The following is a 19645-nucleotide window of genomic DNA, read 5'->3' as shown; positions in this document are numbered from 1 at the left end:
AGCAAACCCACCCCAAGCAATCCCACCCCGAGGAAACGCACCCCACGGAGGTCACCATGAGCAACCCCTTCGACAACGAGGACGGCACCTTCCTGGTGCTCACCAACCACGAGAACCAGCACTCGCTCTGGCCCGCCGCGATCGACGTGCCGGCCGGCTGGAACGTGGTGAAGGAGAGCGACACCCGCTCGGCCTGCCTCTCGTACATCGAGCAGCACTGGACCGACCTGCGCCCGGCCGGCCTGATCTCCCAGACCGCCCAGCACTGACCTCGACACCACCGACAGTCCATCCGATGGGGGCGACCGGGCACGGTCGAACGCCCTTGCTCCGGGAGGCCCGATGATTCCCCTGTCCTTCGCACAGGCCCGGCTCTGGTTCCTCAACCAGGTCGAGGGCCCGAGCCCGACCTACAACGTTCCGCTGACCGTCCGACTGCGCGGCCCGCTCGACCCCGACGCCCTGCGCGCCGCGCTCGGAGACGTACTGGCCCGGCACGAGGCCCTGCGCACCGTCTACCCGGAGCTGGACGACAGTCCCCGGCAGCAGGTGCTGGACCCTCACGACGCCGAGGTGCCCTGGTCGGTCACCGAGGTCACCGAGGTGCGGCTGCCCGAGGCGCTGGCCGCCGCCGCGGCCCACGGCTTCGACCTGGCGACCGAACTGCCCCTGCGCGCGGAGCTGTTCCGGGTCGGCCCGGAGCACCACGCACTGCTGCTGGTGATGCACCACATCGCCGCCGACGGCTGGTCGCTGCGCCCGCTGCTGCACGACCTGGCCGCCGCCTACACGGCGCGGTGCGAGGGCGCGCGGCCGACGTGGCAGCCACTGCCGGTGCAGTACGCCGACTACGCCGCCTGGCAGCAGGAGCTGCTCGGCTCGGCGGACCAGCCGCAGAGCCTGCTGTCCCGCCAACTGGACTTCTGGCGCGAGGCACTGGCCGGCCTGCCGGAGGAACTCGAACTGCCGCTTGACCGGCCGCGCCCGGCCGCGCCGTCCTACCACGGCGAGGTGCTGACCCACCGGATCGAGCCCGAGCTGCACCACCGGCTCGCCGAGTTCGCCCGGAACCACGACGCGACCCTCTTCATGGTCGTGCAGGCTGCCTTGGCCGGGCTGCTCAGCCGCCTCGGCGCCGGCACCGATATCCCGCTCGGCACTCCGGTGGCCGGCCGCACCGACGAGGCGCTGGACGACCTGGTCGGCTTCTTCGTCAACACCCTGGTGCTGCGCACCGACGTCTCCGGCGACCCGGGATTCCGCGAGCTCCTCGGCCGGGTCCGGGCCTTCGACCTGGACGCCTACGCACACCAGGACCTGCCGTTCGAGCGCCTGGTCGAGGAACTCAACCCGGACCGCTCGCTCTCCCGCCACCCGCTCTTCCAGGTCCTCCTGCTGCTGCAGAACAACGCGGCGAGCCGTCCGGACTTCCCCGGTCTGCACGCCGAGGTCGAGGTGATCGACCTGGACGTCGCCAAGTTCGACCTGATCGTGGAGCTCGCCGAGCGCCACCGAGCGGACGGCACGCCGGACGGCATCGGCGTCACCATGAAGTACGCCACCGATGTGCTGGACCGGGAGACGGTGGCGGCACTGACGGAACGCCTGTTCGCCTTCATGGCCGCTGCCCTGGACCGGCCCGAGGCCCCGCTGGGGCGCCTGGAAGTGCTCTCGGCGGACGAGCGCCGGGCCCTGCTCGGCAGCTGGAACGGCCGGTCCGAGAAGTACCCGGCCGACTCGGCGCTGCACGAGTTGTTCGAGCGCCAGGCGCGGCGGACGCCGGCATCGACCGCCCTGGTCCTCGGCGAACAGCGCGTCGACTACGCGGAACTGGAGGAGCGCGCCAACCGGCTCGGCCACCACCTGGTGCGGGCAGGGGTCCGCCGCGGTGACGTGGTCGGCGTCCACCTGGAGCGCGGCATCGAGATGGTGGTGGCCCTGCTCGCCGTGCTCAAGGCGGGCGGCGCCTACACCGTGCTCGACCCGGACTTCCCGGCGGAGCGTGTGGCGCAGCTGGTCGACCGGGTCGGCGCGAGGCTGGTGCTGAGCCGCGCGACGGCGGACGCACGGCCGGCCTGGCCCGGCCGCACGGTGGTCTGCGTGGACGCCGACGCCGAGGCGATCGCGGCGCGGCCTGCGCACGGCCTGGACCCGGTCGCCGGTCCGGATGACGCGGCGTGCGTGATGTTCACCTCCGGCTCCACGGGACTGCCGAAGGGGGTGGTCTCCCCGCACCGGGCGATCGTCGGCACACTGCTGGGCCAGGACTTCGCGGAATTCGGCCCCGGCCATGTGTGGTTGCAGTGCGCCCCGGTCTCCTGGGACGCCTTCGCGATGGAGCTCTTCGGCCCGCTGCTCTCCGGCGGCACCTGCGTACTGCAACCGGGCCAGCGGCCCGAGCCCGCCACCATCGCCGCCCTGGTCGCCGCGCAGGGCGTCACCTCCGTCTTCTTCTCGGCCAGCCTCCTCAACTTCATGCTCGACGAGTACCCGGCGGTCTTCAGCACGCTCACCCAGGTCACCACCGGCGGCGAGGCGGCCTCGGTGCCCCACGTGCTGCGGCTCGTACGGGAGTTCCCGAAGCTGCGGCTGGTGAACGGCTACGGCCCGGCCGAAGCGATGATCTTCGCCGCCACGCACCCGATCACCGAGGCGGACCGGGACCGGCCCGCCATCCCGATCGGCCGCCCGCTGAACAACGAACAGTCCTGGGTGCTGGACGACTCGCTGCGCCTGGTGCCCCCCGGTGTCGCCGGAGAGCTGTACCTGTCCGGCACCGGGCTGGCACACGGCTATACCGGTCAGCCCGGGCTGACCGCCGAGCGATTCCTCGCCTGCCCGTTCGGCGGACCGGGCACCCGCATGTACCGCACCGGCGACCTGGCCCGGCGGCGCGCCGACGGCACCCTGGAGTACCTGGGCCGGGCGGACGACCAGGTGAAGATCCGCGGCTTCCGCATCGAGCCCGGCGAGGTGCAGGCCGCGCTGGACGCCTACCCCGGCCTGGTCCGCTCGGCGGTGGTGGTGCGCGAGGACCGGCCCGGCGACAAACGGCTGGTCGCCTACGCGGTCGGCGGTACGGGAATCGATCCCAGGGCCGTGCGCGCCTTCCTGGCCGAACGGCTGCCCGACCACCTGGTGCCCGCCGCCGTGGTGCCCCTGGACGCGCTCCCGATGACCCCGACCGGCAAGCTCGACCGCCGTGCCCTGCCCGCACCCGAGCTCGATTCCGGCGCGGCCTACCGCCCGCCCGGCGACCCGGAGGAGGAGCTGCTCTGCGGCCTGTTCGCCGAAGTCCTCGGCCTGGACCGGGTCGGTGTGGACGACAGCTTCTTCGACCTCGGCGGGCACTCGCTGCTGGCCGCCCGCCTGAGCGCCCGTACCCGCACCGCCGCAGGCGTCGAGCTGTCCGTACGCGACCTGTTCGAAGCACCCACCGCGGGGGGCCTCGCTCCCCGCATCCGCAACGCCCAACGAGCCAGGAAGGCATCGTCCGTGATGGAGCGGCCGGAGGAGATCCCGCTGTCGTACGCCCAGCGGCGACTGTGGTTCCTCAACAAGATGGAGGGCCCGAACAGCACCTACAACGTGGCGCACACGATCCGGCTGCACGGCCGGCTCGACGTCGCAGCGCTGCACAGCGCCGTCTCCGACGTGGTCGGAAGGCACGAGGCGCTGCGCACGGTGATCCTGGAGATCGACGGCGAGCCGTACCAGCGGGTCCTGCCCCCCGGAGTGGCACGGCCGATGGTCACCACGCTGGAGACCGGCGTCGCCGAGCTGCCGCTGGAGCTGGACACCGCCTCCCGGCACGCCTTCGACCTGAAGGTGGAGCTGCCGATCCGGGCGCACATCTTCTCGATCGACGCCGAGGAGCACGTACTGCTCCTGGTGATGCACCACATCGCGAGCGACGGCTGGTCACTGGGCCCGGTGATGCGCGACCTGGCCACCGCCTACACCGCGCGCTGCGACGGTGCCGTGCCGCAGTGGGAGCCGCTGCCGGTCCAGTACGTCGACTACACCCTGTGGCAGCAGGACCTGCTGGGCTCGGCCGACGATCCGCAGAGCCTGCTCTCCCAGCAACTGGCCTACTGGCGCGAAGCGCTGGCCGACCTCCCGGAGGAGCTGCGGCTCCCGTCGGACCGCAGCCGTCCCGCCGTCCCGTCCTACCGCGGCCAGGTCACCACCGTCGGGCTCGGCCCGCACCTGCACCGGCGGCTGCTGGCCTTCGCCCGCGACAACCAGGCCACCCTGTTCATGGTGATGCAGGCGGCGCTCGCCGGTCTGCTGCACCGGCTCGGCGCCGGCACCGACATCCCCGTCGGCACGCCGACCGCCGGTCGTACCGACGACGCGCTGGAGGACCTGGTCGGGTTCTTCGTCAACACCCTGGTGCTGCGCTCGGACGTGTCCGGCGACCCGACCTTCCGCGAACTGGTGGCCCGGGTCCGGGACGCCGACCTGGACGCCTACGCACACCAGGAGGTGCCGTTCGAGCGGCTGGTCGAGGAGCTCAACCCGGTCCGCACGCTCTCCCGCCACCCGCTGTTCCAGATCATGCTGGTGGTCCAGAACAACGCCGAGGCGAAGCTGCACCTGCCCGGCCTGGACGCGGAGATCAGCCCGGTCACCACCGGCACCGCGAAGTTCGACCTGACCCTCGGCTTCACCGAGACCTTCGGCTCCGACGGCGCTCCGGCCGGCCTGACCGCCATGGTCGAGTTCGCCACCGACCTGTTCGACCGCAGCTCGGTCGAGGTCATCCTGGACCGCCTGGTCCGCCTGCTGGAAGGGCAGCTCGCCGATCCGGACGTCCCGGTGAGCAGACTGGAAGTGCTCTCCGCGGCCGAACGCCAGGCCCTGCTGGTCGACTGGAACGACACCGCCGTCGACTTCCCCGCCGACCTCTGCATCCACCAGCTCTTCGAGCAGCAGGCGGCCCGCACACCGCAGGCCACGGCGCTGGTGTTCCAGGACACCGAACTGACCTACGCCGAGGTCGACGCACGGTCCAACCGGCTCGCCCGCCACCTCGCCGAGGCCGGTCTCGGCCGTGGCGACGTGGTCGGGGTCTACCTGGAACGAGGCATCGACCTGGTCGTCGCCGTGCTCGCCGTGCTCAAGGCGGGCGGCACCTACACCATGCTCGACCCGGACTTCCCGGCCGACCGCATCGCGAGCGTGCTGGGACACACCTCCGCCCGGCTGGTGGTCACCGCTGACGAGCACGCCGGACGGCTGCCGGGCGGCCACCGCGAGGTGGACATCGCGGCGGACGCGGCACTGATCGCGGCGCGCTCCGCAGCCGGCCTGGACCCGGTGGCTGGTCCGGATGACGCCGCGTGCGTGATGTTCACGTCCGGCTCCACCGGTCGGCCGAAGGGCGTGCTCTCGCCGCACCGGGCGATCGTCGGGACGCTGCTAGGCCAGGACTTCGCCGACTTCGACGAGGCGCAGGTGTGGTTGCAGTGCGCCCCGGTCTCCTGGGACGCCTTCGCCCTGGAACTCTTCGGCCCACTGCTCTCCGGCGGCACCTGCGTACTGCAACCCGGCCAGCGCCCCGAACCCGCCGCCATCGCCGCCCTGGTCGCCGAACGCAACGTCACCTCGCTTCACGTCTCGGCCAGCCTGCTGAACTTCCTGCTGGACGAGTACCCGACCGCCTTCACCGGTCTGCGCCAGGTGATGACCGGCGGCGAGGCCGCCTCGGTGGCCCACGTGATGCGACTGGTCGAGCGGTTCCCCGGACTGAAGCTGATCAACGGCTATTCCCCCGCAGAGTCGATGATCTTCACCGTCTCGCACGAGATCACTCCCGCCGACGGCTCGCACCCCTCCATCCCGGTCGGCCGCCCGCTCGGCAACAAACGCCTCTGGGTCCTGGACGACGGCCTCGGCCTGGTCGCCCCCGGAGTCGCCGGTGAGCTCTACATGTCCGGTGTCGGCTTGGCACATGGTTACGTTGCACAGCCCGGCCTGACCGCCGAGCGGTTTGTCGCCTGCCCGTTCGGTGGTCCGGGTGAGCGGATGTACCGGACCGGTGACCTGGTGCGCTGGCGGGCCGATGGCACGCTGGAGTTCCTGGGCCGGGCCGATGATCAGGTCAAGATTCGTGGCTTCCGGGTCGAGCCCGCCGAGGTGCAGTCGGTCGTCGGCGCCTATCCCGGCGTGGTGCAGTCGGCCGTGGTGGTACGCGAGGACCGGCCGGGCGACAAGCGGCTGGTCGGTTACGTGGTGGCCGAGTCCGGAGCGCGGATCGACGCGTCCGCGGTACGTGCCCACGTGGCCCAGCGCCTGCCCGAGTACATGGTGCCCTCCGCCGTCGTCATCCTGGACGCACTGCCACTCACGCCGACCGGCAAGCTCGACCGCCGCGCCCTGCCCGCACCGGACTTCGGGCCGCGCGAAGACGGCCGCCCGCCGCGCAACGCCAAGGAGGAACTGCTCTGCGGCCTGTTCGCCGAAGTCCTCGGACTGGAGTCGGTCGGCATCGACGACGACTTCTTCGACCTCGGCGGCCACTCCCTGCTCGTCACCCGGCTCATCAGCCGGATCCGCCCGGTGCTCGGCGTGGAGATGGGCATCCGCGACCTGTTCCAGGCCCCGACCGTGGCCCGGCTCGGCGCACTGGTCGAGCAGGCCCGCGGCGCCCGCCCGCCGCTGCGCCCGGCGGTACGGCCCGAACGGCTGCCGCTCTCCTTCGCGCAGCGGCGCCTCTGGTTCCTCGGGCAGATGGAGGAGCAGACCGCGGCCTACAACGTGCCGGTCACCATGCGGCTGCGCGGAGCACTGGACACCGCGGCGCTGCGGTCGGCCGTCACCGACGTCACCGCCCGGCACGAGGTGCTGCGCACGGTGTTCCAGGAATGGGCCGGCGAACCGTACCAGCGGATCCTGGCACCCGCCGAGGTCGACCTGCCCTGGCTGGAAGCCGCCTGCACCGAGGAGGAGCTGGCCGGCGCGCTGGCCCTGGCGGCGAACCAGGGCTTCGACCTCTCGGCCCGGCCGCCGCTGCGGGCACACCTGTTCAGCCTCGGCGAGCAGGACCACGTGCTCTCCCTGGTGATGCACCACATCGCGAGCGACGGATGGTCGCTGGACCCCCTGGTCCGCGACCTGGCCACCGCCTACGCCGCCCGCAGCAGCACCGGCGAGGCCCCCGACTGGCAGCCGCTGCCGGTGCAGTACGCCGACTACACCCTGTGGCAGCAGGACCTCTTGGGCACGGCGGACGATCCGCAGAGCCTGCTCTCCCAGCAACTCGCCCACTGGCGCGAGGCGCTGGCCGACCTCCCGGAGGAGCTCGCGATCCCCACGGACCGGCCGCGCCCGGCCGCGCCCACCCAGCGCGGCGGCTCCGTCGCCGTACCGGTCGCCGCGGAGCTCCACGACCGGCTGCTGGCCTTCGCCCGGTCGAACCAGAGCACGCTGTTCATGGTGCTCCAGGCCGGCCTGGCGGCGCTGCTCTCCCGGCTCGGCGGCGGCACCGACATCCCGCTCGGCACTCCGGTGGCCGGCCGCACCGACGAGGCGACCGACGACCTGGTGGGCTTCTTCGTCAACACCCTGGTGCTGCGCTCGGACGTGTCCGGCGACCCGACCTTCCGCGAACTCCTCGGCCGGGTCCGGGAAGCGGACCTGGACGCGTACGCCAACCAGGACGTGCCGTTCGAGCGCCTGGTCGAGGAGCTCAACCCGGTCCGCACGCTCTCCCGCCACCCGCTGTTCCAGATCATGCTGGTGGTGCAGAACAACAGCGCCGCCCGGCTTCACCTGGCCGGCCTGGAGGCCGAACTGCTCGGCGCGGCCGTCGACAGCGTCAAGTTCGACCTGACCATCGCCGCCACCGAACAGCCCGCAACCGGCGCGCTCCAGTTCACCGTCGACTACGCCGCCGACCTCTTCGAACAGTCCACCGTCCTCGACCTGACCAACCGTCTGATCCGTCTCCTGGACCGCGCGACAGCCGCCCCCGAGACGCCGATGAGCCGACTCGACGTGCTGACCGGAGCGGAGCGCCGGACCCTGCTGGAGCAGTGGAGTGGTGCACCGGCGCGGCACCCGGCCGACCGACCGGTGCACCGGCTGGTCGAGGAGCAGGCGCAGGCACGGCCCGACGCGACCGCGCTGGTCTTCGGCGAGCAGCGCGTCTCCTACGCGGAGCTGGAGGAGCGCGCCAACCGGCTCGGCCACCACCTCGCCGAGGCCGGTCTCGGTCGTGGCGACGTGGTCGGGGTGTATCTGGAGCGCGGTATCGACCTGGTCGTCGCGGTGCTCGCCGTGCTCAAGGCGGGCGGCGCCTACACCATGCTCGATCCGGACTTCCCGGCCGAGCGCATCGCGAGCGTGCTGGGACACACCGGAGCACGCCTGCTGATCACCCGCGACGGCCTGTCCGGCCGCCTGCCCGGGGTCGCCGAGGTGGTCCTGGACCGCGACGCCGAGGCGATCGCGGCGCGGCCTGCGCACGGTCTGGACCCGGTCGCCGGTCCGGATGACGCGGCGTGCGTGATGTTCACGTCCGGTTCCACAGGACTGCCGAAGGGGGTGGTGTCGCCGCACCGGGCGATCGTCGGGACGCTGCTGGGGCAGGACTTCGCCGACTTCGACGAGGCGCAGGTGTGGTTGCAGTGCGCCCCGGTCTCCTGGGACGCCTTCGCCCTGGAGCTCTTCGGCCCGCTGCTGTCCGGCGGCACCTGCGTGCTGCAACCCGGCCAGCGCCCCGAACCGGCAGTGATCGCGGCCCTGGTTCGCGAGCACGCGGTGACCACCATGCACGTCTCGGCCAGCCTGCTGAACTTCCTGCTGGACGAGTACCCGGCGGCGTTCACCGGTCTGCGCCAGGTGATGACCGGCGGTGAGGCCGCCTCGGTGGCCCACGTGATGCGACTGCTGCGGGACTTCCCCCGAATCCGACTCGTGAACGGCTACTCGCCGGCCGAGTCGATGATCTTCACGGTCGCGCACGAGATCACTCCGGCCGACGGCTCGCGCCCCTCCATCCCGGTCGGCCGCTCGCTGAACGGCAAGCGGCTCTGGGTGCTGGACGACAGGCTCGGGCTGGTCGCGCCTGGCGTGGTGGGTGAGTTCTACATGTCCGGTGTCGGTCTGGCGCATGGTTACGTTTCACAGCCGGGGCTGACCGCTGAGCGGTTTGTGGCCTGCCCGTTCGGTGGTCCGGGTGAGCGGATGTACCGGACCGGTGATCTGGTGCGCTGGCGGGCTGACGGGACGTTGGAGTTCCTGGGCCGGGCCGATGATCAGGTGAAGATTCGTGGCTTCCGGGTCGAGCCTGCCGAGGTGCAGTCGGTCGTTGGTGGTTATCCGGGTGTGGTGCAGTCGGCGGTGGTGGTACGTGAGGACCGGCCGGGTGACAAGCGGCTGGTGGGCTACGTGGTGGCCGAGTCCGGGGTCCGGATCGACGCGTCCGCGGTACGTGCCCACGTGGCCCAGCGCCTGCCGGAGTACATGGTGCCGTCCGCGGTTGTGGTCCTCGACGCGCTGCCGCTCACGCCGACCGGCAAGCTCGACCGCCGCGCCCTGCCCGTACCCGGTCCGACACCGCGCGAGACCGGCCGGGCACCGCGCGACGAGCGCGAGGAGAAGCTCTGCGGCCTGTTCGCCGAGATCCTCGGGCTGGAGTCGGTCGGCATCGATGACGACTTCTTCGACCTCGGCGGCCACTCACTGATGGTCACCCGGCTCATCAGCCGGGTGCGCTCGGTCATGAGCGCCGAACTGACCATCAAGACCGTCTTCGAGTCACCCACCGTCGCCACCCTGGTCACCCGCCTCGGCACCGCCGGCCGCGCCCGGCCCGCGCTGCGCGCCCGGTCGAAGGAGAAGAGCTCGTGATCCCGCTGTCCTACGCCCAGGCCCGTCTGTGGTTCCACGAGCAGGTCGAGGGGCGGAGCTCGGCCTACAACCTGCCCTACGCGCTGCGACTGCGCGGCGATCTGGACGCCGCCGCGCTGCGGCACGCGCTCGCCGACGTGATCGACCGGCACGAGGCGCTGCGCACCACCTACCAGGAGGTGGACGGCGAGCCACTGCAACACGTGCTCGCCGTCGGCGAGGCCCAGCCCGTCTGGACCATGCACGAGTGCGCCGAGGCGGAGCTGACCGCCGAGCTCGCCGGCGCCTGCAACCTCACCTTCGACCTGGGCAGCGAACTGCCGTTGCGCCCCCACCTGTTCCGGGTCGGCCCGCAGGATCAGGTGCTGCTGCTGGTCATGCACCACATCGCCACCGACGGCTGGTCCCTGGGCCTGCTGGTCCGCGACCTGGCCACCGCCTACGCCGCCCGCACCGGCACCGGAGCAGCACCGGACTGGGAACCGCTGCCCGTCCAGTACACCGACTACACCCTCTGGCAGCACGAACTGCTGGGCGAGGCGGACGACCCGCAGAGCCCGCTCGCCCAGCAACTCGCCTTCTGGCGAACCACCTTGGACGGCCTGCCCGAGGAGATCCCGCTCCCGCTGGACCGGCCCCGCCCGGCCGCCCCCTCCTACAAAGGCACGGCCGTCGCCCAAACCAGCAGCCCCGAGCTGCACGCCCGGCTGCTCACCTTCGCCCGCGAGCAGCAGGCCACCGTCTTCATGGTGATCCAGGCCGCCTTCGCCGCCCTGCTCAGCCGACTCGGCGCGGGCACCGACATCGCGATCGGCACCGCCACCGCAGGCCGGACCGAGGAGGCGCTGGAGGACCTGGTCGGGTTCTTCGTCAACACCCTGGTGCTGCGCACCGACGTCTCCGGCGACCCGACCTTCCGCCAACTGGTCGATCGGGTAAGGGAATCGGACCTGGACGCGTACGCCAACCAGGACGTGCCGTTCGAGCGGCTGGTCGAAGAGCTCAACCCGAGCCGCAGCCTCTCCCGCCACCCCCTGTTCCAGATCATGCTGCTGACCCAGCAGTCCGGCGACGGATCCGGCCCGGAGTTCCCCGGGCTGGCCGCCGTGCCGGTGCCGGTGGGCACCGACGCGGCGAAGTTCGACCTGACGCTGGCCATCAGCGAGCGCCGGACCGACGGCACACCGGCCGGACTGCGGCTCAACGCCGACTTCGCCACCGACCTGCTGGACCCCGGCTCGGTGCGGCGGCTGCTGGACCAGCTGTTGCGGCTGCTGGACTCGGCACTGGCCGAACCCGGCCACCCGGTCAGCCGCCTGGCGCTGCTCACCGACACCGAACGCGAGGAGCTGCTCAACCGCTGGCACGGTGCCGGCACCGACTCCGCCGACGGACAGCTGGTGCACCAGGCGGTCGCCGCCCAGGCCCGCGCCACCCCGGACGCCCCCGCGGTGGAGTCCGGCGGCACCACCCTCGGCTACGCCGACCTCGACGCCCGCGCCAACCGGCTGGCCCACCACCTGATCGGCCTCGGCGCCGGCCGGGGCACCCGGGTGGGCGTCTGCCTGGACCGCGGGACCGACCAGATCACCACCCTGCTCGCCGTACTCAAGACCGGCGCCGCCTATCTGCCGCTCGACGCCACGCATCCGACCGAGCGCATCGCCTTCATGGCCGAGGACGCCGGGCTCACCGTCCTGGTGACGGACAGCCGACTGTCGGTCCGGCTACCGAAGACCGACGCCACCGTACTGCGACTGGACACCGCCCGCGCCGCCGTCGCGGCCCGGCCCACCACCGCGCCCGCGGTCACCCTGACCGAGCGCGACGCGGCCTACGTGATCTACACCTCCGGCTCCACCGGCCGGCCGAAGGGCGTGGTCTGCGAACACGGCGGCCTGCGCAACCTGATCGGCTGGCTGCGCCGCGACTACCGGCTCACCCCGGCCGACCGCGCCAGCCAGCTCGCCACGGCGGGCTTCGACGGCTCGGTGCAGGAACTCTGGTCCGTGCTCACGGCCGGTGGCACCATCTGCCTGCCCGAACCGGGACTACTGGACGACGCCGAGGCCCTGGCCGCCTGGATCGCCGACGCCCGGATCAACGTCTGCTACATGCCGACGCCACGGCTGGAGGCCGCACTCGACGACCTGATGGCCCGACCCGGCGCACTGCGGCTGGTCCAATGCGGCGGCGACACACTGCGCCGCCGACCGCACAGTGACACCCCGTTCCGGATGTCCAACCAGTACGGACCCACCGAGTTCACCGTCACCGCGACATCCGCCGACGTGGCACCGGAACCGGCCCCCGGCGCGCCGCTGCCGGAGATCGGCCGGCCCATCGACAACAACCGGGCCTACGTACTGGACGAGCACCTGACACCGGTGCCCGTCGGCGCCACCGGCGAACTGTATCTGGCAGGCCCCGGCCTGGCCCGCGGCTACCTGCACCGGCCGGGCCTGACCGCCGAACGCTTCGTCGCCTGCCCTTTCGGCGGGCCCGGCGCACGCATGTACCGCACCGGCGACCTGGTACGACGGCGGCCCGACGGCGCACTGGTCTACGGTGGCCGGGCCGACCACCAGGTCAAGATCCGCGGCCTGCGGATCGAGCTCGGCGAGATCGAAGCGGTACTCACCCGCCACCCCGGCGTGGGCCAGGCCGCTGTGCAAGTGCACCAGGGACCGGGCGAACGCAAGGACCTGATCGGCTACGTCGTCCCTTCGGCGGGCCCCGTCGATCCGGCGGACCTGCGCCGCCACGCGGCCGAGTGGCTCCCCGACTACATGGTCCCGGCAGCCTTCGTACCCCTGGACGCGCTGCCGCTCACGCCCAACGGCAAGCTCGACCGCCCGGCGCTGCCCGCACCCGAGCGGACCGGCGCCGAAACGGCGGTCCGGGAACCGCGCACCGACCGCGAACGGATCCTCTGCGAGATCTTCGCCCAGGTGCTGGCCGTGCCGTCGGTCGGCATCGACCACGACTTCTTCGCCCTGGGCGGCCACTCACTGCTGGCCACCAGGCTGGTCAGCCGGGTCCGCTCCGCGCTCGGCGTACGGCTCGGTCTGCGGGCCCTGTTCGAGACGCCCACGGTCGCCGAACTCGCCCGACGCCTGGACACCCCCGAGGAATCCGACGCGCTCGCCGTGCTGCTGCCGCTGCGCGCCGCCACCAACCGCAGCCGACCCCCGCTGTTCTGCGTGCACCCGGCGGCCGGGATCAGCTGGGTGTATACGGGCCTGCTGGCCCACCTCGGCCCGGAGCAGCCGCTGTACGGCCTTCAGTCCCGCGGTTTCACCGAGCCCGGATCCGGCCCGGCGAGCGTCGAGGAAATGGCGAAGGACTACCTGGCCGAAATCCGCCGGGTGCAGCCGCACGGTCCGTACCGGTTGCTCGGCTGGTCCTACGGCGGAGCGGTGGCGCACACCATGGCGGCGCAGTTGCAGGCCGCCGGTGAGCAGGTGTCGCTGCTGGCGGTGCTGGACGGCTACCCGCCGGCCGCCGGGCATGCCCGCCACTGGGATCCGGAGGACGGCGAAACCCTGGCCGCCCTGCTCGACACCCTCGGCTACGACCTGCCCGGCCACCAGGCGGGCCCGACGACCCCGGCGCAGTACCGCGCCGCGGCCGACGCCGCCGACGGTCCGCTCGCCGGCCTGGACCCCGAGCTGCTCGCCGCCCTGCCCCGGGCCTTCGCCGCCAACCTCAACCTGCTCGCCGGCTTCGAACCGGGCCGCTTCGACGGCGACCTGCTGTTCTTCCAGGCCACTCGCGACCGTACGCCGGACACCCCCGCCCCACAGGCATGGCTACCGCACCTCGGCGGCCGGCTCGACCTGCACGAGATCGACTGTGCCCACGCCGCGATGACCCGCCCCGAGCCGCTGGCCAGGATCGCGCGGGTGCTCGGCGCCGCGCTGAACCCCACCCCACACCCCTAGGAGGTCCCCATGACCACGAACCCCGAACTCCTCCCGGTCGACGCCGAAGCAGCGGTCCGCCTGGTGCGCCGCTTCTACGACCTGGTGGACAGCGGCGACGCCGACGGCGTGGCCGCGCTCTTCGCCCCGGACGCGCTCTACCGCCGCCCCGGCTACCCGCCGATGGTCGGCCCGGCCGGACTGCTCGGCTTCTACGGCCGCGACCGCACCATCCGGGCCGGCAACCACACGCTCACCAACGTGCTGGCGGACGGCGCCTTCGTCGGCGTCTTCGGCGAATTCCACGGAGTGCTGCACAGCGGCGACCCGGTGGACCTGCGGTTCGCCGACAGCTTCACCGTCCGCCCGGACGACCTGTTCGCCGACCGCGACACCTACTTCTTCGCGCCCCTCGTCTGATCCGGCCCCAGCCCACCCACCGAAACCCCGTCACAAGGAGCCCACCATGACGATAAGCATCGACGCCCCCGCCGAGACCACCGCCGCCCGCGAGTCGCGGGTTGTGCTCGACCCCGGCCACGGCGAAGCGTTCACCGAGCACATGATCAGCATGGACTGGACGGAGGGCGAGGGCTGGTCCGCACCGGAGATCACCCCGCTGCGGAACCTCTCCATCCACCCCGGCATGATCGGCCTCCACTACGGCCAGGTCGCCTTCGAGGGCCTGAAGGCGCACCGCCGTGCCGACGGCGCGATGGGCGTCTGGCGGTCCGGCGACCACGCACTGCGATTCCAGCGCTCCTGCCGCCGACTGGCCATGCCGGAACTGCCGGCCGAGGCCTTCGTCGCGGCGATCGACCAGCTGATCGACGCGGACGAGGGCAGCCTCTCCACCGACCCGTCGCACAGCATCTACATCCGCCCGATGATGTTCGGCACCGACACCTCGCTGATGCTGCGGCCATCCCGTTCCTACCGCTTCCTGCTGATGGCCTTCGTCGCAGGCGGCTTCTTCGGCGAGGACGTCGAGTCGGTCTCGGTCCTCGTCAGCCACGAGTACAGCCGCGCCTTCCCCGGAGGCACCGGCAACGTCAAGGTCGCCGGCAACTACGCACCGTCGTTCCTGGCCCAGCGCGAGGCCGAGGCGGCAGGCTGCCAGCAGGTGGTCTGGCTGGACGCCCTGGAGGGCCGCTACCTGGAGGAGATGGGAGGGATGAACATGTTCCTGGTCCGCGGCCGGGGCGCGGACGCCGAGGTCGTGACGCCGCAGCTGACCGGCACCCTGCTGCCCGGCATCACCCGTGACACCATGCTCACACTGGCCCGCCGGCTCGGCTACCGCACCGGCGAGGAGCGGATCTCACTGGAGCAGTGGCGTGCGGAGTGCGCCTCCGGCACCATCAGCGAGGTGTTCGCCTGCGGCACCGCCGCCGTGGTCACACCGGTCGGCCGGGTCCACGACCGAGACGGCGACTGGACGATCGGCGACGGCACGCCCGGCGAGGTCACCATGGCACTACGCAAGGGCCTGACGGACCTGCACCACGGCGTGGCGGACGACCCGAACGGCTGGCTGCACGCCTGCACTCGGAGCTGAGCACTCGTCACCGCACTCCTCCTCGGGGAGGAGTGCGGTCATCGGTCGCGGCTGTCCAGCTCCGGCATGTGGTCAGCCGAAGACGCAGAACTCGTTGTTCTCGGGGTCGGACAGGGTGGTCCATCCCTCGTGCTCGCCGGTGACCCGGGCGCCGAGCGCAGTCAGGCGCCGCACCTCGGCGGGCCGGTCGTCCGTGCTCAGGCCGAGGTGAAGCCGGTTCTTCACGGTCTTGGCCTCTGGCACGAGCTGGAAGAAGAAACGCGGCCGCACCCCCGCGCCGGCCTCGACCAGCACGCTCGGATCGTCCTCGGGATCGAAGACCCCTTCACCACGCAGCCGTTCCAGCTCCTGCTCGTCGTAGGGCGCGACCTGGTAACCGTCCAGCGCGGCGGCCCAGAACCGGGCGAGCGAGGCAGGGTGGCGGCAGTCGACGACCACGTCACGGATATGCGCCATCGCGCCAGGATGGCACAGTGCCCCTGCCTGGGCTCATTCGTGCCCGATGGGCGAGCAGGCCGAACCCGGACAGCCTCGTGGCCGGGGTAAGCCTTGGAGCTGGTGGCACGATCGTGATGAGACGCGGCCTATCCTTGTCGGGGGTGTCGTCCCTTGTGTTGACTGCCTCTTCGTACCCATCGGCTTCTGCCGCCGTCGTTTACGCGGCGCTCCTGGACGCAGAGTCCTGGCCGTTATGGTCTGTCTACGCTGACGTCGAGTGGGATGTGCCCGCGGGAGTGGACCGACCGGCACGTGTGGGTGACCTGCGCACCACCCGTTCCTGCGTTGGACGTGTGTGCTGCCGGGAGCGTGTTGTCGAGATGGTTCCCGACCAGCGGTTCGGCTACGAACAGGCCGCAGGGCTGTTGGCATCCCATCGAGGGTCTGTGGACCTCCGCGAGACGTCTCGATGGCGACCGGGATCGGGCTCTACCCAGGCGATGCTTTGGTTCTGGCCAACATCCTCCGCACCGATAGCCCAACAATAGGTGTCGCTCAGCTCTCGCGGTCGCCTATGGCTGCGGCGGTCTGGCGCTCGCGACGCTTCGCGCGTGTACCGTTCGCGGGCCTACCCGCGCTTTCCCTGTCCGGCTCCGGTCCCGGGTCCTTCGTGGGGACCTTGGTGACTTTCAAGCCGGCGGCCCGGCCGCGAGTGTGCTGACCGGTGTCACAGGTCAGCAGATGTACGTTCCGGTTCGCCAACGCCTGAATGTGCACGGCCCGGTCGATGATTTCGTCGTCCGCGATCGGGAGCCGCACGTGCCCGGGCGGGTCGAGGACGATCTCGACGTGCACGTCACCTCGGACGTTCGGAAGCCCGCTCTCATCCTGGAACGTTGCCGCTCTGTGCCAGACCCCAGACGTTGAACCGTTCAGTAGCCCGTCCAGAAGGCCGAGCGTGTGAGTGGCCCGCCAGCGGCCATGCTGCTTGCTCGTCTCCTTGAGCCCATCGAGTTCGTCTACGACTGCGATGGGGAACAGCAGCCGGACGTTGTTGTCGGGACGCAGGTCGAGGATGGTGTGGAGGTCGATGTCCTCAAGCTTTTCTGGATTGTGGCAGTAGAAGCTGGAGTCGGCGACCACGAAGACCTCTTGGCCGAACCAGTGGCGCAACCAGTCGTCCAAGGCTTGTACGGTGGCGCCGAGATCGGCGACGCGCTCAGCGAGCTCGAGGTTCACCAGACCGTTCACGAGACGCTCTTGGGAGCTCCCAGCGAGGGTGCCGCAGCTACCGAGGAGCGCTTCGTACCGCCGGGTCAGGATCAGACGGCTGATGTCCCCGTCGCTTATCTGGTGCCGCAGGGTGCCCGAGGTATCCGTGGCCCACTCCAGGTACTGCAGGAGCCGGCGGTAGGCGCTGGTGTTGTGCGCACTGCGGAGGTTGTCTGCTGCGAGGTGAGCGCTGCTGAGCGCGTCGCGGATGTTCTGGGAGTGAGCGCCGGGCCTCGGGGTGATGAGCATGCTCACGATCCTGTCAGCATGCCGGTTGGTGTTCACCACGTTTCCCAAGGCCAACGGCTCATGATCAGGATTCCGCTCGCCCTGCCGAGGCCCGAAGAGCGCCCGTTCACTGGTGGGGGTGGTCTTCTGTCGGTTCTTGGCCGATCGCCAGCGCCATGAGTTATGACTGGCAGCCGACCACTACACCCCCAAAACAAGGAGTCGACCATGGCCCAGAACCGTGCCCGCCGTACCACCGATCAGACGAGGGCTGGCAAGGCTCGCGCCTCGAATTGGAGTGTCCTGCTTAATCTGCTCGAGAGTGGGGCCCAGTTCGGCGACAAGACCACGAAGACGGTTCGGGGAGCGCTCAGGACTTCCCAGGAGGCCGAGGCCGCCTACCGGTGTGCTCGCGACATCATCGCGGCGGTCAGGGGCCTGTGGAGGGACTTCTTCGGGCCAGCCAAGGCGACCGGGCACGCCTGATTTACTGCCGCTTTTCACCGGCTTGTCGGTGCCCGCCGCCACACTGGGCGAATGAGGATGTCGGACCGGCGAGGAGTGATCGCCGGTCCGACCATACGGATGTTCCTAGGTGCTGTTGGCTATGGTGTGTGAGGCTGCCGTCCCAGCGCAGCTTCGAACTCGACGTCGTGACGCTGGTCCAAGCAGCCGCGGCCTGGGCCGCCGAGACCGGAGCAGCCGGTGACCTGATGCTGTCGGCCGCACTGCACCGCTACGACGGCAGTGACAAACTCGTCTGGCTGATTGTGACCGACAGCTACTTCCAGCGCGCCCCTGCGCTACCGTTCCCCGCAGTTCCTGCAGAGGTGACGGCGGACCTGACAGCTCTCGTCACCGACAAACGGGAAGCTGTTGGCGTAGCTTGCGCTCTCGCATCAGACTTGCTGGCCGACATGGGAGCTCACCAGCCGCACATTCTCACCCCTGATGGAGACATCCGGATGGACCGGCTCAACAACGATCTCCGCCACGCGCTCACAGGGCTGGGAGTCATAGCGTCCGCCGTCTGACCGCCCTACACCCAGCAGGCGGTCCAGAATCCCAGGCCTTACACGCACACCAGTGTGATGTCGCAGCTTAGAACCTTCGGGCATCGCACCCAGTGTGTGTAGGGCCTGGGTTCGGTGCCCCTGGCCCCTGACAGCGAAGGACCCCGGGCGCCCGTGTGTTCGGGGTCCTGCCGCCGCTCACCAGTCGTCAGGCGCGCTGCCCACCCACGCGATCGGCCGGCCCTCGCTGTTGCGGCCCCAGTGCGGTTCCTCCATTGAGGTCTCGTGACCGTCGGCATGGGGTGGCTGAGGCAGCTCATAGACTGCTCGATATCCGTCTCCTGCTGGGGGCGAGACATCAGCAGAAGAGGTGACGTATGGCGGCGAGCATCACCGATCTCCAGCAGAAGTGCTGGGAAGCGGCCCTGCACGCTTACGGGACTGCCCACATTTTCCAAAGGCGCGCCGTCGCGCTGAAACGCAAGAACGATGCACTGTCCTACGTCGGACTCGTAGTTCCGGTGCTTGTCGGCGGGCTGGCGGGAACATTCGGCCAGGCGGACCTCTGGAGTGTCGGCATCGCTGTGGCGGCTGTGGTTGGGGTGGCGCAGATGGCCGTGAGTCTATGGGCCCTGATCAAACAGTGGCCAGGGGAGCTGTCCTACTCCTCGGCTTCGAACACCGCCAACGAATCGTTGGCCAGACGGTTTACCACACTCGCTGCAAACCCTCCTGCCATACAAGCAATGCAGGCTCAGTTCAACATGCTTGAGGTGGAGGACCATGCCCGGCGAGCCATGGACAACGAGAAGGCTGTGACGGAGAAGGAACGACGACGGGGTATGCGGGCCGCGCTCCGGCAGTACCAGCGCCCGTGCGTAGCTTGCAGCCAGGTTCCCACCACCATGGATCCCTCTGGCTGCGGCGTTTGCGGCAAGTTCTGACAATTAGTTAAGGAAAGCACCGAATGGACAGCAAGGTAGCCGAACTTTTGCTCGGTTTCGACGCGCTCAATCCCGCCCAACGGAACGAATTCATCCTGGTCATCAACAGGTACATCGAGGGCGACCTGATGGCCAAGGACAGGATCGTCAGGGAGTCCAGGAGAGACTTCGGTATCACCAAGGTTGATCTAGGCCCCACTGCCCAGGTTTGCCGATACTGCGGCAAGTAGAAGTCGGGCAGCGGGCGCTAACCCGGAATGTGTAGACCCGGCTGTAGCGGCACCAGCTCGACTGGCACAGCCAAAGTCCCGGCCCGCAGGTGAAGCACCCCGCCACTTGGACTCCGACCTACGCGAGTTGTGGGAAGTGCCAGCTTGTGGGATGCCTCCCACTGCGATCTCTCGGTTTTGT

The 19645-nt window shown here is 70.5% G+C and carries 11 protein-coding genes; 9 read left to right on the top strand and 2 right to left on the bottom strand.

Translation table 11 applies throughout. The features are described from left to right. Nucleotides 1-56: 56 nt before the first annotated feature. The 5 genes from AMK18_RS32505 to AMK18_RS32485 all read left to right on the top strand — a co-directional run bounded on the left by AMK18_RS32505 (nucleotide 57) and on the right by AMK18_RS32485 (nucleotide 15339). On the top strand, nucleotides 57-269 hold the full coding sequence (locus AMK18_RS32505; protein ID WP_073865648.1) for an MbtH family protein: 213 nt from the start codon (nucleotides 57-59) through the stop codon (nucleotides 267-269). Between the two features lie 73 nt (nucleotides 270-342). After that, nucleotides 343-9858: a non-ribosomal peptide synthetase gene (locus tag AMK18_RS32500; protein ID WP_073865647.1), complete on the top strand. Its 9516-nt coding sequence runs from the start codon at nucleotides 343-345 to the stop codon at nucleotides 9856-9858. Beyond that, nucleotides 9855-13802 (top strand): non-ribosomal peptide synthetase, encoded by a 3948-nt coding sequence (locus AMK18_RS32495; protein ID WP_241836703.1) that lies wholly within the window; start codon nucleotides 9855-9857, stop codon nucleotides 13800-13802. The genes AMK18_RS32500 and AMK18_RS32495 overlap by 4 nt, the downstream gene beginning before the upstream one ends. Nucleotides 13803-13811: 9 nt before the next feature. After that, nucleotides 13812-14201 carry a nuclear transport factor 2 family protein gene (locus tag AMK18_RS32490; RefSeq protein WP_018106259.1) on the top strand — a complete coding sequence of 130 codons (390 nt, stop codon included), beginning with the start codon at nucleotides 13812-13814 and terminating at the stop codon, nucleotides 14199-14201. 46 nt (nucleotides 14202-14247) lie between these two features. Then, on the top strand, nucleotides 14248-15339 hold the full coding sequence (locus tag AMK18_RS32485; protein ID WP_073865646.1) for a branched-chain amino acid aminotransferase: 1092 nt from the start codon (nucleotides 14248-14250) through the stop codon (nucleotides 15337-15339). Between the two features lie 72 nt (nucleotides 15340-15411). On the opposite strand, the gene AMK18_RS32480 is transcribed toward AMK18_RS32485, so the two are convergent. Beyond that, entirely contained in the window at nucleotides 15412-15795 is a 384-nt protein-coding gene (locus AMK18_RS32480) for a VOC family protein (protein WP_073865645.1), read from the bottom strand. 537 nt (nucleotides 15796-16332) lie between these two features. Continuing rightward, entirely contained in the window at nucleotides 16333-17298 is a 966-nt protein-coding gene (locus AMK18_RS32475) for a PIN domain-containing protein (RefSeq protein WP_073865644.1), read from the bottom strand. A gap of 207 nt (nucleotides 17299-17505) precedes the next feature. On the opposite strand from AMK18_RS32475, the gene AMK18_RS32470 reads away from it, so the two are divergent. The 4 genes from AMK18_RS32470 to AMK18_RS32455 all read left to right on the top strand — a co-directional run bounded on the left by AMK18_RS32470 (nucleotide 17506) and on the right by AMK18_RS32455 (nucleotide 19464). Then, a complete protein-coding gene (locus AMK18_RS32470; protein WP_073865643.1) occupies nucleotides 17506-17763 on the top strand; it encodes a hypothetical protein in 258 nt (85 codons plus the stop codon). 128 nt (nucleotides 17764-17891) lie between these two features. Continuing rightward, complete coding sequence (locus AMK18_RS32465; protein WP_073865642.1) at nucleotides 17892-18311, top strand: hypothetical protein; 420 nt, start codon at nucleotides 17892-17894, stop codon at nucleotides 18309-18311. Nucleotides 18312-18667: 356 nt separating this feature from the next. Continuing rightward, nucleotides 18668-19234 (top strand): mobilome CxxCx(11)CxxC protein, encoded by a 567-nt coding sequence (locus tag AMK18_RS32460; protein WP_073865641.1) that lies wholly within the window; start codon nucleotides 18668-18670, stop codon nucleotides 19232-19234. A gap of 23 nt (nucleotides 19235-19257) precedes the next feature. Further along, complete coding sequence (locus tag AMK18_RS32455) at nucleotides 19258-19464, top strand: hypothetical protein (protein WP_073865640.1); 207 nt, start codon at nucleotides 19258-19260, stop codon at nucleotides 19462-19464. The last annotated feature ends 181 nt before the right edge of the window (nucleotides 19465-19645 follow it).

Origin of the sequence: Streptomyces sp. CB01249, from assembly GCF_001905735.1 — a bacterium.
Classification (GTDB): domain Bacteria; phylum Actinomycetota; class Actinomycetes; order Streptomycetales; family Streptomycetaceae; genus Streptomyces.
Note: the sequence above shows the minus strand (reverse complement) of the source record. Positions and strands in the feature narration are given on the sequence as shown.

Excerpts from the sequence above, each read along its gene's own strand:
- AMK18_RS32505 (WP_073865648.1), top strand. The coding sequence starts at position 57 with ATGAGCAACCCCTTCGACAACGAGGACGGCACCTTCCTGGTGCTCACC.
- AMK18_RS32500 (WP_073865647.1), top strand. The coding sequence starts at position 343 with ATGATTCCCCTGTCCTTCGCACAGGCCCGGCTCTGGTTCCTCAACCAG.
- AMK18_RS32490 (WP_018106259.1), top strand. The coding sequence starts at position 13,812 with ATGACCACGAACCCCGAACTCCTCCCGGTCGACGCCGAAGCAGCGGTC.
- AMK18_RS32485 (WP_073865646.1), top strand. The coding sequence starts at position 14,248 with ATGACGATAAGCATCGACGCCCCCGCCGAGACCACCGCCGCCCGCGAG.
- AMK18_RS32480 (WP_073865645.1), bottom strand. The coding sequence starts at position 15,795 with ATGGCGCATATCCGTGACGTGGTCGTCGACTGCCGCCACCCTGCCTCG.
- AMK18_RS32475 (WP_073865644.1), bottom strand. The coding sequence starts at position 17,298 with ATGCTCATCACCCCGAGGCCCGGCGCTCACTCCCAGAACATCCGCGAC.
- AMK18_RS32470 (WP_073865643.1), top strand. The coding sequence starts at position 17,506 with ATGGCCCAGAACCGTGCCCGCCGTACCACCGATCAGACGAGGGCTGGC.
- AMK18_RS32460 (WP_073865641.1), top strand. The coding sequence starts at position 18,668 with ATGGCGGCGAGCATCACCGATCTCCAGCAGAAGTGCTGGGAAGCGGCC.
- AMK18_RS32455 (WP_073865640.1), top strand. The coding sequence starts at position 19,258 with ATGGACAGCAAGGTAGCCGAACTTTTGCTCGGTTTCGACGCGCTCAAT.